This is a genomic window from Pseudomonas arcuscaelestis (assembly GCF_016881005.1).
Lineage (GTDB): Bacteria > Pseudomonadota > Gammaproteobacteria > Pseudomonadales > Pseudomonadaceae > Aquipseudomonas > Aquipseudomonas arcuscaelestis.
On sequence record NZ_JACOPV010000007.1, the window covers coordinates 81,169 to 97,878 of the forward strand.

The 16,710-nt window shown below is 54.8% G+C and carries 14 protein-coding genes and 2 pseudogenes; 5 read left to right on the forward strand and 11 right to left on the reverse strand.

From position 1 onward, the window contains the following. Positions 1 to 116: 116 nt before the first annotated feature. Complete coding sequence (ppc, locus tag H8F21_RS12315; protein WP_203542043.1) at positions 117 to 2,744, reverse strand: phosphoenolpyruvate carboxylase; 2,628 nt, start codon at positions 2,742 to 2,744, stop codon at positions 117 to 119. A 134-nt stretch (positions 2,745 to 2,878) separates the two neighbouring features. Here ppc and H8F21_RS12320 point away from each other — a divergent pair, with 134 nt between their 5' ends. Both H8F21_RS12320 and H8F21_RS12325 read left to right on the forward strand, forming a co-directional pair. Then, on the forward strand, positions 2,879 to 3,187 hold the full coding sequence (locus tag H8F21_RS12320; RefSeq protein ID WP_203584421.1) for a hypothetical protein: 309 nt from the start codon (positions 2,879 to 2,881) through the stop codon (positions 3,185 to 3,187). A gap of 89 nt (positions 3,188 to 3,276) precedes the next feature. After that, positions 3,277 to 3,597 carry a hypothetical protein gene (locus H8F21_RS12325; protein ID WP_054889485.1) on the forward strand — a complete coding sequence of 107 codons (321 nt, stop codon included), beginning with the start codon at positions 3,277 to 3,279 and terminating at the stop codon, positions 3,595 to 3,597. Between the two features lie 33 nt (positions 3,598 to 3,630). On the opposite strand, the gene H8F21_RS12330 is transcribed toward H8F21_RS12325, so the two are convergent. Both H8F21_RS12330 and H8F21_RS12335 read right to left on the reverse strand, forming a co-directional pair. Then, complete coding sequence (locus H8F21_RS12330; protein WP_203584422.1) at positions 3,631 to 5,403, reverse strand: P-loop NTPase fold protein; 1,773 nt, start codon at positions 5,401 to 5,403, stop codon at positions 3,631 to 3,633. 53 nt (positions 5,404 to 5,456) lie between these two features. Continuing rightward, complete coding sequence (locus H8F21_RS12335) at positions 5,457 to 7,094, reverse strand: hypothetical protein (RefSeq protein ID WP_236042992.1); 1,638 nt, start codon at positions 7,092 to 7,094, stop codon at positions 5,457 to 5,459. A gap of 179 nt (positions 7,095 to 7,273) precedes the next feature. Here H8F21_RS12335 and H8F21_RS12340 point away from each other — a divergent pair. The 3 genes and pseudogenes from H8F21_RS12340 to H8F21_RS12350 all read left to right on the forward strand — a co-directional run. Further along, a pseudogene (locus H8F21_RS12340) lies at positions 7,274 to 7,372 on the forward strand (pilin assembly protein); the annotation flags it as partial. Positions 7,373 to 7,625: 253 nt separating this feature from the next. Then, complete coding sequence (locus H8F21_RS12345; RefSeq protein ID WP_136477855.1) at positions 7,626 to 8,039, forward strand: DUF4398 domain-containing protein; 414 nt, start codon at positions 7,626 to 7,628, stop codon at positions 8,037 to 8,039. Positions 8,040 to 8,090: 51 nt separating this feature from the next. Then, on the forward strand, positions 8,091 to 8,879 hold the full coding sequence (locus tag H8F21_RS12350; protein WP_203584423.1) for an OmpA family protein: 789 nt from the start codon (positions 8,091 to 8,093) through the stop codon (positions 8,877 to 8,879). Between the two features lie 64 nt (positions 8,880 to 8,943). On the opposite strand, the gene H8F21_RS12355 is transcribed toward H8F21_RS12350, so the two are convergent. From H8F21_RS12355 to H8F21_RS12390, 8 genes and pseudogenes are all read right to left on the reverse strand, one after another. Next, positions 8,944 to 9,270 carry a hypothetical protein gene (locus tag H8F21_RS12355; protein WP_203542044.1) on the reverse strand — a complete coding sequence of 109 codons (327 nt, stop codon included), beginning with the start codon at positions 9,268 to 9,270 and terminating at the stop codon, positions 8,944 to 8,946. After that, complete coding sequence (locus H8F21_RS12360; RefSeq protein ID WP_203584424.1) at positions 9,267 to 10,190, reverse strand: alpha/beta hydrolase; 924 nt, start codon at positions 10,188 to 10,190, stop codon at positions 9,267 to 9,269. The genes H8F21_RS12355 and H8F21_RS12360 overlap by 4 nt, the downstream gene beginning before the upstream one ends. After that, the gene (locus H8F21_RS12365; RefSeq protein WP_203584425.1) at positions 10,162 to 11,439 is read right to left on the reverse strand and encodes a flavohemoglobin expression-modulating QEGLA motif protein; all 1,278 of its coding nucleotides are present in this window, start codon (positions 11,437 to 11,439) and stop codon (positions 10,162 to 10,164) included. Before H8F21_RS12365 ends, H8F21_RS12360 begins: the two co-directional genes overlap by 29 nt. A gap of 24 nt (positions 11,440 to 11,463) precedes the next feature. Then, entirely contained in the window at positions 11,464 to 12,009 is a 546-nt protein-coding gene (locus H8F21_RS12370; RefSeq protein WP_203584426.1) for a hypothetical protein, read from the reverse strand. Positions 12,010 to 12,037: 28 nt separating this feature from the next. Then, a complete protein-coding gene (locus H8F21_RS12375) occupies positions 12,038 to 12,742 on the reverse strand; it encodes a TetR/AcrR family transcriptional regulator (RefSeq protein ID WP_203584464.1) in 705 nt (234 codons plus the stop codon). Positions 12,743 to 12,853: 111 nt separating this feature from the next. After that, entirely contained in the window at positions 12,854 to 14,356 is a 1,503-nt protein-coding gene (gene lysS, locus H8F21_RS12380; protein ID WP_101292663.1) for a lysine--tRNA ligase, read from the reverse strand. Positions 14,357 to 14,451: 95 nt separating this feature from the next. Continuing rightward, positions 14,452 to 15,547 (reverse strand): peptide chain release factor 2 gene (gene prfB, locus H8F21_RS12385; protein ID WP_203476138.1). Its coding sequence is split into 2 segments (ribosomal slippage): positions 14,452 to 15,474 and positions 15,476 to 15,547, totalling 1,095 coding nucleotides; the frame shifts between segments, so codons are not numbered across the junction. Between the two features lie 106 nt (positions 15,548 to 15,653). Beyond that, positions 15,654 to 16,687, reverse strand: a pseudogene (locus tag H8F21_RS12390) (diguanylate cyclase). Positions 16,688 to 16,710 lie beyond the last annotated feature (23 nt).

Here is a 16,710-nt window from a genome sequence, read left to right on the forward strand (position 1 = left end):
TCGGAAGAAAGCACACACACGCGCCGTACAAAGCAAAGGTTGCGCCGAGCGCAACCCATTGCTTTGCAAGCATTCTCCTCCTCGCTTCAAGGCGGCTCGCAGCGTTGCGCCTGAACTCAACCGGTATTGCGCAAGCCTGCGGCAATACCTGCCACAGTAACCAGCAGAGCCTGTTCCAATGGGCTGTCCAGAGCGGCTTCACGTGTGCGCGAACGCGCCAGCAACTCCGCCTGCAATAGATGTAGCGGGTCCAGGTAGGTATTGCGCAAACGGATGAATTCCAGGGTTTCGGGACTGTGCGCCAGTAGCACCGGCTGCCCGGTCAGCCCCAGCACCACACTGCACGCCTGCGACAATAGGTCGCGCAAATGTGCACCCAAAGGTCGCAGTTCTGGTTGCACTAGACGTTCGTCGTAAGAGCGGGCAATTTCGGCATCGGCCTTGGCCAGGACCATTTCCAGCATGTCGATACGCGTGCGAAAAAACGGCCATTGCTCACGCATCTGCGCCAGCAGATCGCCCTGACCGCGACTCAAGGCGTTGTTCAATGCTGCTTCCCAACCCAGCCAGGCTGGCAGCATCAAGCGCGTCTGCGTCCAGCCGAAGATCCACGGAATTGCGCGCAAGCTCTCGATGCCTCCCGCACGGCGCTTGGCCGGGCGGCTACCCAAGGGCAAACGTCCAAGTTCCTGCTCCGGGGTGGACTGACGGAAATACTCGACGAACTCGGGATTATCCCGCACGACGCCGCGGTAGGCCTTGACCCCGTCGGCGGCCAACGCATCCATCAACGCCCGCCAGGCTGGCTGGGGCGGCGGTGGCGGCAATAAGGTCGCTTCCAGCACTGCCGCCAAATACAGGTTCAGGTTCTGCTCGGCGATATCCGGCAGACCAAACTTGAAGCGAATCATCTCGCCTTGCTCGGTCGTGCGAAAGCGCCCTGCGACCGATCCTGGCGGCTGCGAAAGAATGGCCGCATGGGCTGGGCCGCCGCCACGTCCAACCGTGCCACCACGGCCATGAAACAGCAGCAACTCGACTTGCTGCTCGCGACAGATACGGACTAGCGTTTCCTGCGCCCGATACTGCGCCCACGCGGCTGCGGTGGTACCGGCATCCTTGGCTGAATCGGAGTAACCGATCATGACTTCCTGCGGACCATGCAGGGCGCTGCGATAACCCGGCAGTCCAAGCAGGCGCTCCATCACGGGACCGGCGTTATCCAGGTCCGCCAGCGTTTCGAAGAGCGGCACCACACGCATCGGGCGCAGTACACCGGCCTCCTTAAGCAGCAACTGCACGGCCAGCACGTCGGAAGCAGCACCCGCCATGGAGATTACATAGGAACCCAGCGACGCAGCCGGTGCAGCAGCGATCTCGCGGCAAGTGGCAAGAACCTCGGCAGTGTCGGCCTGCGGCTGGAAATAGCCAGGCAGCAACGGACGTCGGCTAGTGAGTTCTTGGGCCAGGAAGGCGATACGCGCCTCCTCGTCCCAGTCGGCGTAACGTCCAAGCCCCAGATACTCGGTGATCTCACTCAGCGCGGCGGTGTGCCGGGCAGCATCCTGACGCACGTCCAGGCGCACCAGGAACAGGCCAAAGGTAACCGCTCGGCGCAGGCAGTCCAGCAGCGGCCCATTGGCAATCACACCCATGCCACAGGCATGCAGGGACTCGAAACACAGGTGCAACGGCTCGAACAGCTCATGGTTGTCCTGCAGCACCAGCGGCGACGGCACCTGCGGCGACTTCAATGCGCTGTGCGCCCAGGCACGGGTTTCCCGCAAACGGTCACGCAGCTGTTTGAGTATCACCCGATAGGGTTCGGCAGAGTCACCAGCCTTGGCCTTCAGAGCCTCGCTGGCCTGCTGCATGGACAGCTCGGCAGCCAGGGATTCGACGTCACGCAAAAACAGATCAGCGGCCATCCAGCGCGCCAACAACAGCACTTCGCGAGTTACCGGGGCAGTGACATTGGGATTGCCGTCACGGTCACCGCCCATCCACGAGGCAAAGCGGATAGGCGCCGCTTCCAGCGGCAAGTGCAGGCCAGTGGCGGCATGAAGCGCCTTGTCGACCCTGCGCAGATGATGGGGAATAGCGTGCCAGAGCGAATGCTCGATCACCGCGAAGCCCCACTTGGCCTCGTCGACGGGCGTTGGCCGAGTACGGCGAATTTCTTCGGTGTGCCAGGCTTCAGCGATCAAGCGTTGCAGGCGCTGACGCACCTGGTCGCGCTCGGCAGGGGTCAGGTCACGGTGATCCTGAGCAGCCAACTGCGCAGCAATCGCGTCGTATTTTTGAATCAGTGTGCGACGAGCGACTTCGGTGGGATGAGCGGTCAATACCAGTTCGATACTCAGCTTGCCGACCTGGCGCGCCAAGGCGTCGTCACTGTGCCCTGCTGCCTTGAGTCGCGCCAGCAACTCCGGCAGTACTCGTGCTTCGAACGGCTCCGCTTGACCGCTATCGCGCCGGCGTATCAATTGATATTGCTCGGCGATGTTGGCCAGATTGAGAAACTGGTTGAATGCTCTTGCGACCGGCAGCAGCTCATCGTCAGCCAGGTCATTGAGGGTAGTGCTCAATTGCTCGGCAGCACCACTGCGATCCGCTTTGGCGCTGCGGCGGATATCTTCGATTTTCTGCAGGAACGCCTCACCGTGCTGATCACGTATGGTGTCCCCCAACAACTCACCCAACAAATGAACATCTTCACGCAAGCGCACATCGATATCAGTCATCAGCCTTGTCTCCGGCATTCCTGGAAAACCGCTTTGGCCAAAGAGTGCCCCACTACCGGTCATGCTTCAAGGCAGACCAATGGCTGCGCAGTGACTACGCTGAAAGCAGATCCTTCAGGATTGATGAGGTAATCATGAAAATTCGTGAGCTTGCCCAGCATTGGGAACAACACGACAAAGGCCGCTTGAGCCCCACCGGCCATGTCCTGCATCTGGACGTAGAATCGGCGGCGCGCCTGGCGGCGTTGGCGCAAATGTACCCCAGGCGACGCCCCGAAGAATTACTCGGCGAGCTGCTGGGTGCTGCGCTGGAAGAGTTGGAAGCAAGCTTCCCCTACATCCAGGGACAGCACGTAATCGCCACCGATGAAGAAGGCAATCCGCTTTACGAAGAAAGCGAGCACGCAATAGGAAAAACTCAAGGTCTCTTGAAGGCCGCGTAGAACATGGGTTTGCGATCATTTCAGCGAACCATGAGCGGTAAAGACAGTCACAGATTTACGAACATATGTAGCCAAGCCGGAGATACCCCATGGACACCTTCAAGACCATGCTCAGCAACTGGGAAAACAAGGCTCACGAAGCCTCGGAGCTTGCTGAAATCACCCTGACCATCCGCAAACAAGACCTAGTGAAAATCAAAGCCTTTGCGGAAGCCTACGAACTGGATGAAAGCGTCATCACTGAGGGGCTAATTCACACTGCTATAAAAGAAGCGGAAACAGCCATGCCCTACGTCAAAGGGTCTGAGGTGATCCGAGTGGAGGAAGGTGAAGAGATTTTTGCCGACGCTGGTAAGACACCCGCCTACGTCGAAGCTGAACAAGCAATTTCAAAGACCCTACGGGGATAGGGTCTGAAATCCTGAATCGAGCCTCGCAAGAGGCTATTCAGGTTGACCTTGTTGACTAGCCAGTTTCTGAACTGCCTGAGCATAAAGCGTTTCGTAACCTTGAAATTTGCTCATTCTGGCCTTATTGAGCAAAGAACCTTCCGACATTTTCATTAGGCAGTGGTAGGTTTTTACAAAAACATTCTGATAGCCGTCCTGAATATCTTTATCAGGAGAACTAACCTGACCACACTTCAAACACATTCTCACATAATTTGTAAAATTATAATCATTGAGGTTAGAGAAATATTCTAAATACTCGGCTTCGGTTTTTTTTGCGACGCTATTCCTTACGCCAGCACTATCAAATCCAGAAACGTTGTAAGCGTAATTCATTAGTTCAGATAAACTTCTCTCTATCACCAAACTATCAAAATACTCTTCAAGCTTCTGCTGAATATACACATTTGAAGGCCAGCGAAAAATATCACTTTTTTCACGTATGTCGCTAGGAATGATCACTTCAGAAAAATACGCGTCAATAGCTTCATTAATTTTTACTATTTTCCCCACATCATAGTAAATAGAAGCGATTGAACCCAAATCATTTATTGTAAACTTTACAAGAGCGACATCCATAGCCAAATCGAAAGCTGCAAAAACCTCATCATCATTATTCAAAAAAGAAGCATGAAAAACATTCCATGCCTTTTGCAACAGAGCAATATCTTCTTCATGTTTTATCTTAGACTCCAAGGTCTGGACTAGATTCTGCAATGACTCATCATCAGCATAACCTTTTTTAACCAAATCTATGATTGCAACATCAAACTCATCACAGGCTCCAAAACCGTATGATTCAAGATATTCTATCTTTGAATCTATCACTGCTTGTGCCGCTAACTCTTCTGGTGTCGGTTCATCACCGGGCAAACGATAGCCTGAAAAATTGCCCTCATAATTCAATACGAAATCAATATCTACGACTGCTGATTTCCCACCATATATTGAGAGTATAGCGAGGGGCAATATCTTATAAGCCTGCTGTTTTATTTGTTCCTGACAGCCATTAAGCCGATCATGAAGAAGCCCCGCAAAGTAATCAACCTTCTTCAACAATCGCACATTATTTATTTTCAGCTTAGCAACATTACCGGAAACGATCTTGCGTGTTTCATCCGACGGATTAAAAACCAAAGAAACAGATTCTTGCACTGACGGACTGAAAAAAACTTCGTAATCGAATACCTTTTCACTATAGGTAAAAAACTCATCATCAGGCTTCAAAGAACCTTCATTGAGAATAAGAATTACAGAGCAATTCTTTTTTTCAATCAAATTTGAAACCAACCCCAAAACATCCCGAGCGGCTAGGGAGTTACCACGACGCTCGAAATCATCAATACATACAATTGTTTCTGTCACCAGTGAATATTGAATTGAATCAATAACCCCACCAAAACTTCCAACAAATGGAATTTTAGCTTCTCTGCCATGGCCGAAATTTCTTCTCAGCCATCCAACCCCATCGCTGAAATCAAGCTTCTTCAAATTCTCTACAACAGAATCTTTACTGGTAACATCACCAGCCTTTTTGCTGGGAACTGTATTCTCAAAAATTGAACGTTTTAAGTCCGCTAATGAGTTAATTCCAAACAGTGAAACATAGGAATAATTAGCGTGAGCAAAATCAGCTCTATACTTTTCAATTACCGAATTCCAGAGAAAGGTTTTACCCGTGCCCCACTCTCCTTTCAGAACAATTGCAGAACCCATTTTCTTGACTGAAAAATCATGAAGTGCTTTTTCTACCTGAATGATTGACACCAGAATAATGCTCCTTTAAAAACTTACACACTTCAAAGAAAACCTGAATGAATTTAATTTTCGATCAGGACAGGTGAACTTTCATCCTCAATTGAAATCACTGATTCGCTAGAGTTATTCGCCCTACCTAGGCACCACAAAGACTTGAAGTCAGATTCTCGTATACTTGAATAGAAAACGATATCGTAAGAAGAAACCTTCTTCGTCAATTTGGGCAGTCGGATAGTATTACCAAAAAAATCAATTTTAGGTGAATTTGTAATCGTAACCTGAGTGTGTTCTTCCGAGCAGAAAACATTTATGGCCTTGCTTTCCGCTTCGTCAATACGAGCGGAAAAAATATATTCGCCATAATCAAGTTTACGAATTACATCACCTTTCAATAGTTGAGCATACAACTCTAAATAGCGTTCATCTTTCACTGTCAAATCAAGAGTTTTCAATTTTAACGACTTAGAAATTTTTGCGGCGATGATTCTAGACCACTCAGCTATTTCCACTATTCTTTTCAAGCGGTTGAACAGTTCGGTAAAATCCGAATGCGTTCCATCCCAAAGACGCATGGGATGCCCATTCAGCACAATTTCAATAGAGACTTTAGACTTCGGATATTTCACAACGAAGTCATATGCTCTTTTAATCCGATGATAATGTCTCAGATTATTGATCGACTGCCCGAGCCATCCAGCAACGTCGAACGTATACGTTGCGTCCACCTTGTAGCGGTCATGAATAAAATAGCGATAAGTAAAAAATCCATCTAACGCAGATCCTTCAATGTCAAATTGTTTTGACCCCTTCCCCATAAATGATTCAGTAGCAGCAAGCTCGAATTCCGCATCATCACTGACAAAATAGATGCACGTTTCTAGTCGTCGTTTACTGGGAGTGAGCGTAAGAGTTCCACCTACGATGACATCATTAAGATGTTCGAATAGTTTTGAACCTACGAATTTGAAATCATTTGTAGGGATGTGGATACTCTCCCCTACCTCAATCATTTTCTGCCAAGCGAGATCAGCAGAAATGTTAGCATCATCATCATTAAAAACCATCTGAATTGGCGGTGCAGGGCTGGTGACTGGGACCAATTCATGCACAACAGAATCGCTCGTGGCGGTAACGACAACCTTAAAATTTGGATCGATATTGTTTATTGTTTGTTCATAGCCTTCTACGACTGCAGAGACATCGAAATTTGCCGGACTGCCTGCCTTTGTAATCAAGAAGATGGTTGCTTCAAGAATCCCCGCACGAATTTCAGATTTGGCTTCGAATGGTGCCATTGGCACTACACCGACCCATCCAGACACATAGACTTGATGGCGAGCCTTCATTTCTTTTAAATGAGCTACTGTGTGAAATGTCTCTTCGTTGTCGATCAGCTTGGAGCACGAATAGCAAAGCCAGATACCGTTATCGAAATGTCTTCTCTGGGCTTTCGTTTGGCTCGCGTCAAACCGCTTGGCACCCGGCCCACTCGCAGCCGCACAAATGTGTGCAGCGACACCAATGCTATTTTTCCTGTCGCCAGCATCTGTGGAGCCAATCGTGAAGACATGGCAACGCGAACAGAGGTTCGCCGCTCTCACAAGCAGCTCAATCTTAGTCACATCAGAAAAGTCGTCGCGGGTGCTTACGCTGATTCCTTCTTCAACAACCTTTGGTGCTCTGTTCTTCCGTGGTGCCATCGTTCATAACTCGCTATCGTATGAGCGGAATCCTGTACAGGCGTTTTAACATCGAACGCTCAAGCACACCAAGTAATGGTGCTGGGATTGCCGCCCGGATACGACCACTACCCTCGACCGATTTGGACTGAGCTGGATTGTGAGGGACAACCTCGGCCACGAAATTTTCCTTTGTATAACCTATATCCGAGGACATCGGCCCCACTCCCCGCTTCCTCGCCTTGTCTCGTCGCTATCTGCACGACCTGAGCAGCCAGAAAGACGAACCGACCCACTGAAATCCCTCTTCAGCTCCGGTATCGGGCGCTCGCGCATGCGCCCGCGTACCCCGCGCAACGCTCGAAGTTCCGGCAAAAAAGCACTGACTGATCAGTCAGAAAAACCCGCTTTTTTGACGCGATTTTTTCTGAACTATTGAAAAAACACCTCGGTCACAGCCAGTAGCCATCACGGCAAAGCCCATCAGCCACCGAAGCTGACCGGACTGCCGATGGACTGTTACGGAATCTGTTGTTCATCAGGAGCGATCCAATGGAGTTGACCAGTATGAAGACCCATACCGCTAACACCTCACCCTCTCACCTGCGCGGGCTCAAACTGGCTGCGCTGGCACTGGGCAGCAGCCTGGTGCTGGCAGGCTGTGCCGGTAATCCGCCCACCGAGCAGTACGCCGTCACCCAGTCGGCTGTCAACTCGGCAGTCAGCGCCGGCGGAACCGAGTTTGCCGCAGTGGAAATGAAGGCCGCCCAGGACAAGCTCAAGCAGGCTGAAATCGCCATGCACGACAAGCAATACGACGATGCCAAGCGCCTGGCCGAACAGGCCGAATGGGATGCACGTGTTGCCGAGCGCAAGGCGCAAGCCGCCAAGGCCGAGAAAGCCGTACAAGATGCCCACGAGGGCGTTCAGGACTTGCGTGAGGAAGGCATGCGCAGCGCTCAGTGAGCGCCGCACTGTCGACCCAAGCATTCGTAATTGATCAAAGGATGAACCATTATGCGCAAACACATGATGATCCCCGCCCTGCTGGCGCTGAGCGTCGGTCTGGCCGCTTGCTCAACACAGCCGAACGCCAATCTGGAATCGGCACGGACCAACTTTTCAACCCTGCAGAACAATCCGCAGGCCAGCAAAGTTGCCGCGCTGGAAACCAAGGACGCCCAGGACTGGCTGAATAAAGCCGATGCGGCCTACATGAACAAGGATGACGAGAAGAAGGTCGATCAACTCGCCTACCTGACCAACCAGCGCATTGAAGTTGCCAAGCAGACCATCGCCCTGCGCACCGCCGAAGGTAACTTGAAAGATGCCTCTGCCCAGCGCGCCAAGGCCCGCCTGGAATCACGTGATGCACAGATCCAGAAACTGCAGGACAGCCTCAACGCCAAGCAGACCGATCGCGGCACCTTGGTGACCTTTGGCGATGTACTGTTTGATTTCGACAAAGCCAACCTGAAAAGCAGCGCCCTGCCCAACATCACCACGTTGGCTCGCTACCTCCAGGAAAACCCTGACCGCAAAGTGATTGTCGAGGGCTACACCGACAGCAAAGGTCGCGCCAACTACAACCAGACGCTGTCAGAGCGTCGCGCAGCCTCGGTGCGCATGGCGCTGGTACGTGCAGGTGTCGATCCATCGCGAATCGTTGCCCAGGGCTACGGCAAGGAATACCCCATTGCCGATAATGCGAGCAACTCGGGCCGCGCCCAGAACCGTCGCGTGGAAGTGACTATTTCCAACGACAACCAACCCGTGGCACCGCGCTCGGTAAGCCAGGCGCATTGATGTAAAGCTGTATCGCAAAAGCATGCCCGCCCCACGAAATCCAATCCGTGGGGCGGGCTTGCCGTTACTGTTCTTGTTGCGGCGTCTCTTGACCCATGCATCGCACGGCTTGCTTCTTGTTGTCCACCAGCACACCGGTCAGGCCTTTTTGCGACATATCGAACAACACCAACACTCCATCGACACATTGAGCGACCTGGTTGGCCGGCTTGAGCGAAATCTTGTAGTCCTCCCCCGGTATTGTCTTGAGCATGGTGAAATCCGACAGCAGTAGCGCATCTTCCGGCTTGGCAAAATGCAGGTAGCCGTAGTACCACAGCGCTGCAACGGTGCCGATGATGCTGCAAACACCGGTAATGATCAGGGGGACAGCGTTACGTTCTTCACTCATTGTGACGTCTCGTCAGGGTAATTAGGGACTTCGACCAAACGCCGCAGCCCATTGAAATGATCCGGATCTTGCAAAAAGCGCAGCATCACCTGCCGCCAGGTACGGTCGGCAAACGTCTGCACATGACCACCACGGGTCAATTGCAACACCCTTGGCGGCGGCGCTGCCTGATACAGCTCAATGCCATTGGCCAGCGGCACAATAGGATCGTCGATACTGTGGAAGAATAACTTCGGCGGTGTCTTGAGCTGCGCAATCGAGTTGATCGCACTGTCGCTGTCAGGCACTAGCCACGACAGGGGTACTTGCAATGGCCATGTCACCCACCAATTGCTCAGGGCAAAGCGTCCGACCTGACGATAGCTGGCCGGCACGCCGTCGAACACCATCGCCTTGAAACGCTTGGCCTGCTGTGGGTTGTGCGCCAGGTAATGAATGGCCATGGCGCCGCCCAGGCTCTGCCCCAACAGTATTTGCGGCTTGCCCTGTACCTGTGGGGCCTTGTCGAGCCAGTCCAGTGCTGCGGCAATGTCCTGGTAGACCTCAGGCAGCGCCGGCTTGCCCTGGGACAAGCCGTAACCGCGGTAGTCCAGCAACAGAACCTGATAACCGTGCTCCGGTAGCCACCAACTGCCACCCAGATGCCAGGCCAGGTTGCCACCATTGCCATGCAAGTGCAGAACCGTGCCCTTGACCTCGACCCCAGTTTTGGCTGGCAGCCACCAGCCGTGCAGGCGCGTACCGTCAGCAGCCGTAAGCGTTACGTCGCGGTATTCAAGCTTGGCTTTCTCGGGAGTGAACGGCTGGCCAGGCTCGGGGTAGAACAGCAGCGAACTGCAACCCCCCAGCGTCAGCACCACCAGCAGCAAGCCCAGGGTTCTGCGCCCAGATTCAGAGAATATTCGAATAATCGGCTTCAATCCGGTCCAGGCTCAGGTGGTTAAGGAAGTTGGAGAAGCACATCCAGGCCGATAGCGCGTTGAGGTCACGAAACTGTTCCGGCAAGTACTTGGGTGGTTCCACCAGGCCTTCATCGACCAATTGGCGCAAGGTGCGCATGTCCTCAAGCGTGGTCTTGCCACAAAACAGCAACGGGATCTGTTCAAGCTTGCCCTTGCGCACGGCCAACTGAATATAGTTGTAAACCATGATGAAGCCTTTGAGGTAGGACAAATCCTTGGTAAATGGCAGCCCATTGGGCACCGACCCACGGAACACCCGACTGGCATTGCCGTAGCTCTCCGGCATGCCGAAGCCCTGGGCGCGGAAAAACTCGTAGACCTGAATGAAGTCAGCGCCCTCCTCGACCATATGGATGGCCCGGGTGCGGTTGGTCAGCTTGCGCAGGCGACTCGGGTAAGAGGCAAAGGCAATGACCTCCATGAGTATCGCCAGGCCTTCCTGCGTAACAGTCGACGAGGGCGGCCCCTTGGCCAGAAAGGTGCAGATTGGCTGGTTCAAGCCATTGAGCGTGGTGCCCACATGCACCAACCCTTCGTGGACCTCCAGTGCCCGCACGTCGCGGCTGTTGAACATCGCATCGGCGCGTATCTTGATGTAGTCGGCACCCGCTGCGGCGTCGGCGACGATACCGTCGGACTCGAACACCCGAATAGTGTCCTCGGCTTCGTTGAAAACCTTGTTCAAACGCCCCTGCAGCATCTCGACGGCTTGTTTGGCCGTGAGGTTCTTCGGTTCGTCCTTGAGGTCGCCTCGGCCGTCGATATTGTTCAGATAATCCGAGAGCATCAACCCCAGGTCAGCTAGGGTCGGGTCGCCGGCGTGAAACGCATCGGAAGCGGCACCGTAAAGCTCCTGAGAAATCAGCCCGAAGTCGTCGGTGCCGCGCGCCTCGAGCATGCGCACCACCATGCGGTACTCCTTGCACATGCGCCGCATGATCTGCCCGACCGGGTTGAACTGGCCCAGTTGACGGGTAATGTCACGCTCGATGTTCTGGAACTCGAGCTTTACTGCGCCAGAATCGAACGATAATGGCCGGCCCTGGTAATAAGCCCGATCAACCGCGGGCATCTCCTTGCCCTTGGCCTTGAGAAACCCCTGGCGAATGTTGTCGTCCCACTTCACCGCATCGAGCACGCGAATGGGCGTTTGTGCCAGGACAATGCGATCAGACAGGGCACGTATCGTCTGCTGGTACTCGTCCACCCTACTCTCCTTGAATTGACTCTTTTACTTGCCAGCCCGCTGGAACCGCGCCACTTCGATAAAAAGGTCGGAGTTGGCCGGGTCGTCAAGGTAGGCCAGAACCCGCTCGGCCGGACTGTCGATCAGCATGCCCTCACCGTTGTCCTCTGGAACCTCATAGGTGCGACCGCTGAGCTCTTTCTTCTCAACGGCCTGGTTGACTTGCTCGACATCGAGGTTGTAGACCACCAGTTCCTTGCCATCGACGACCTCGAACCCGCCAATCAGGAAATTCCCACCGAGTCGCTTGGGTACACCCGCCGAGAGATACCAGCGGTTGCCGTGGCGGGACACCGTGAATACATACTCATCGCGCTTCTTGTCCTTGCCAATAGCCAGCGCCTTGTAGGCGTCACCACCGCTACGACTGATCTGCAGACTCAACGGTTCCCCCCAGGCGTCCTTGCTGGTCCATTTGCCCAGCAGCGCCTTGGGCGCGGCCTCGTTGGCCGGCATGGGCTCATTAAAGGTGACCAGACAACCGCCAAGCAGCAAAAACGACAACGCCAACAACAGACTTCTGGCTTTCATCGGGTTCTCCTTGAAATAGGGTCGCACCTCACACGGCGGCCAGCACCAGATGCAAGTACCGAGTAAGGATAGCGAGCATCTGCGTATGCGCATCGGCCTGTGAACCGTCGAGCAGGCCCTGATATTCCATCTGCTCGACAATCGCCGTCAACACCAGCGCATCCTGTTGCGGCTGACATGAACCGACAACCTCAAGCATCTGGCAGGCGCCATGAAGCAAAATCTGCTCGTGCAGCTTAACCAGTTCGGCCAGGCGCGAGCATAGCAGCGCCTCCTGGCGAAAGGCCTGCTCGGCCATGAGAAAATCACGACGGTTGTGCAGTTGGCGCTGGACGTAGTCGACCATCATCTTCGCCACTTCATCGGCCAGGAGCGCGCGACAGGGCAGGCTTTGATCACCTTGGGAAAGCAACTGACGCAAGACCACCTCAGTGTGCTCCCACAGCTTTGCCATGTAAGCGGCACTGCGCTCCACATACTGGGCAAAGGTATCGGTCAGCAGGTCTTCAATGTCATTGAAGTAATAGGTGGTCGCCGACAAAGGCACCCCGGCCTCGGCCGCTACCGCGCGGTGCCGCACACCGCGCACACCATCACGAACGACAATGCGCATGGCCGCATCGAGAATATCCTGCCGGCGCTGCTCGCTGCCCTGGCGACTGGCCTTTCGGCCCTGATATCGAACACTTTCGGCCACGGCGGTTGCTACGCCGGCGGCGCCTTGATGGGCCATCGTCACGGGGTACCTCGGGAAAGTTGGATGGTGGAGCACTCCACGTCGCTGCATCCGCTCTTGCAGCTCAATAAAAAACCGCCTGGAAAGGCGGTTTTTTCATTACTCCCCTCAGGCTTGTGGGCGCATGTGCGGGAACAGGATAACGTCGCGAATTGACGGCGAGTTGGTCAACAGCATCACCAGACGGTCGATACCGATACCCTCACCCGCGGTTGGCGGCATGCCGTATTCCAGGGCGCGAACAAAGTCAGCATCGTAATGCATGGCTTCGTCGTCACCAGCGTCCTTGTCGGCAACCTGCGCCATGAAGCGCTCGGCCTGGTCTTCGGCATCATTGAGCTCGGAGTAGGCGTTGGCAATCTCACGGCCACCGATGAACAACTCGAAGCGATCGGTAACGTTCGGATTTTCGTCGTTGCGACGGGCCAATGGCGAGACTTCGAACGGGTACTGGGTAATGAAGTGTGGCTGTTCCAGCTTGTGCTCGACCAGCTCTTCGAAAATCATCACCTGCAGCTTGCCCAGACCTTCGAAACCGAGAACCTTGGCACCGGCTTTCTTGGCGATGGCACGGGCTTTATCGATGTCGTTGAGGTCGTCAGCAGTCAGCTCAGGGTTGTACTTGAGGATCGAGTCGAATACCGACAGACGCACGAATGGCTCGCCGAAGTGGAACACCTTGTCGCCATACGGCACGTCGGTGCTGCCCAGAACCAGCTGCGCCAGCTCGCGGAACAGCTCTTCGGTAAGGTCCATGTTGTCTTCGTAGTCAGCGTAGGCCTGGTAGAACTCGAGCATGGTGAACTCGGGGTTGTGCCGGGTCGAAACACCTTCGTTACGGAAGTTGCGGTTGATCTCGAAAACTTTCTCGAAGCCACCCACCACCAGGCGCTTGAGGTACAGCTCCGGCGCGATACGCAGGAACATGGCCATGTCCAGGGCGTTGTGGTGGGTTTCGAACGGCTTGGCTGCTGCACCACCCGGGATGGTCTGCAGCATTGGCGTTTCCACTTCCAGGAAGTCGCGCTGGATCAGGAAGTTGCGAATATGGTTGATGACCTGGGAGCGCACGCGGAAAGTATCGCGCACTTCTTCGTTGACCATCAGGTCGACATAACGCTGGCGATAGCGCTGCTCGGTGTCGGTCAGGCCATGGTGTTTATCCGGCAGCGGGCGCAGCGACTTGGTCAGCAGGCGCACATTGGTCATCTCGACGTACAGGTCGCCCTTGCCGGACCGCGCCAGGGTGCCTTCGGCGGCAATGATGTCGCCCAAGTCCCAGGTCTTGACTGCGGCGAGAGTTTCTTCCGGCAGGGTCTTGCGGTTGACGTAGACCTGGATACGGCCGGTCATGTCCTGGATCACCATGAACGAGCCGCGGTTGAGCATGATGCGCCCGGCAACCTTGACCGGAATCGCTGCAGCTTCCAGCTCTTCCTTGGTCTTGTCGACATACTGTTTCTGCAGATCGTTGCAGTAGCTGTCACGGCGGAAGTCGTTGGGGAAGGCATTGCCCTTGGCACGTTCTGCGGCAAGTTTTTCCTTGCGCAGAGCGATCAGGGTGTTTTCTTCCTGTTGCAGGTCTTGCGGGTCGAGTTTTAGGTCGCTCATGTCGTCACATCTTCCATCACAGGTTCATTGTCCCAGGGCCTGGGATCGCGGGGCAAGCGCTACAGGTGCGCTTGCCCGCGGCATCGGTGTCGCGGTTACAGCCCCTGCTTGAGGCTGGCTTCCAGGTATTCGTCGATATCGCCGTCGAGCACCTTGTCGCAGTCGCTGCGCTCGATGTTGGTGCGTAGATCCTTGATCCGCGAGGCGTCAAGCACGTACGAGCGGATCTGGTGACCCCAGCCAATGTCCGACTTGCTGTCTTCCAGGGCCTGGGACGCCGCGTTGCGCTTTTGCATTTCCAGCTCGTACAACTTGGCCCGCAGCATTTTCATGGCGGTGTCTTTGTTGGCGTGCTGGGAACGTTCGTTCTGGCAACTGACCACGGTGTTGGTCGGTACGTGAGTGATACGTACGGCCGAGTCGGTGGTGTTAACGTGCTGGCCACCCGCGCCCGAAGAGCGATAGGTGTCGATACGCAGGTCCGACGGGTTGATATCGATTTCGACCTTGTCGTCGATCTCGGGGGACACGAACACCGCCGAGAACGAAGTGTGGCGGCGGTTGCCGGAGTCGAACGGGCTTTTGCGTACCAGACGGTGAACACCAATTTCGGTGCGCAGCCAGCCAAAGGCATATTCGCCTTTGATGTGCACGGTAGCACCCTTGATCCCGGCGACTTCACCGGCCGACAGCTCCATGATGGTAGCCTCGAAACCGCGCTTGTCAGCCCAGCGCAGGTACATGCGCAAGAGGATGTTGGCCCAGTCCTGGGCTTCGGTACCGCCGGAGCCGGCCTGGATATCCAGATAAGCGTTATTGGCATCCATTTCACCGCTGAACATGCGGCGGAATTCCAACTGTGCAAGAGACGCTTCTAGGCCTTCAAGCATCTCGACGACATCGTTGACGGAGCTTTCGTCGTTTTCTTCAACAGCCATGTCGAGCAATTCGCGCGAGTCGGCCAGGCCACTGGCCATTTCGTCGAGCGTGTCGACGATCTGCGCCAGCGCAGCGCGCTCGCGGCCCAGCTCCTGGGCGTATTCAGGCTTATTCCAGACACTAGGGTCTTCAAGCTCACGGTTGACTTCGATCAGACGCTCATTCTTTTGATCGTAGTCAAAGATACCCCCGAATAGACTCGGAACGCTCGGTCAGGTCCTTGATGGTATTCAGGATTGGTTGGATTTCCATGGGCGGGCGGCTCTCGTGCGTAATCTGTAGAAAAGCCGGAGAGTATAACTGAGTCTGGAACCCGACGGCAGCCCGTCGGGCGGTTGTTGCACAAGGATCTGCATCGCTAAATCGGGGCTGGCACCAAGGCCTGCCTCATGCCACGCCAACCTGGTTGCGACCATTGTTCTTGGCCAGGTACAAGCCTTTGTCTGCTGCCGAAATCAGCTGCCGACAATGGCTGCCAATCGCAGGCGTAAGGGTCGACAAACCGATACTCACCGTCAAGTTGGCGTCCGCGACCGGCATGTTGTGCGCAATGTTCATCCCAACCACAATCTGGCGCAGCTTTTCCGCTACCAGGCGCGCGCCACCCGGCGAGGTGTTGGGCAGTACCAGCGCAAACTCTTCACCACCATAACGGGCAGGAAGATCGGTAGGACGAGCACAGGAGCCGCGAATGGCCTCGGCAACCTTGCGCAGCGCCTCATCGCCTGCCAGATGCCCGAACGTATCATTGAATGCCTTGAAGTAATCAACGTCGATCATAAGCAGCGAAAGCTGAGCTTGCTCGCGCATCGCCCGGCGCCATTCAAGCTCCAGGTACTCATCGAAATGACGACGATTGGACAGCCCGGTGAGGCCGTCGGAGTTCATCAAGCGCTGCAGCACCAGATTGGTATCAAGCAACTGCTGCTGGCTCACGCGCAGGGCGCGATACGCCTCGTCACGTTGCAACAAGGTCAGGTATGAACGTGAGTGGTAGCGAATTCGCGCTACCAATTCAATGTTATCGGGCAGTTTGACCAGGTAATCGTTGGCGCCGGCGGCAAAGGCTGCGCTTTTTACCAGCGGGTCTTCCTTGGTCGACAGAACGATGATCGGAATGTCCTGGGTTGCCGGATTGTTCCGGTACTCACGCACCAGCGTCAGACCGTCGAGCCCGGGCATGATCAAGTCCTGGAGAATCACCGTTGGTTTGATCTGCACAGCTTGTGCAACGGCCTGATGAGGGTCGGCACAGAAGTGGAAATCGATGTTCTCTTCATGAGCCAGCCCACGCCGCACCGCCTCACCGATCATTGCCTGATCGTCGACCAGCAGGACCATTGCCGAATTTTCATTGGCGGCCGGAAAACCGTCGAGCGGTAAATCATTCATGCGTTGTCACCTGGTCACTGCCG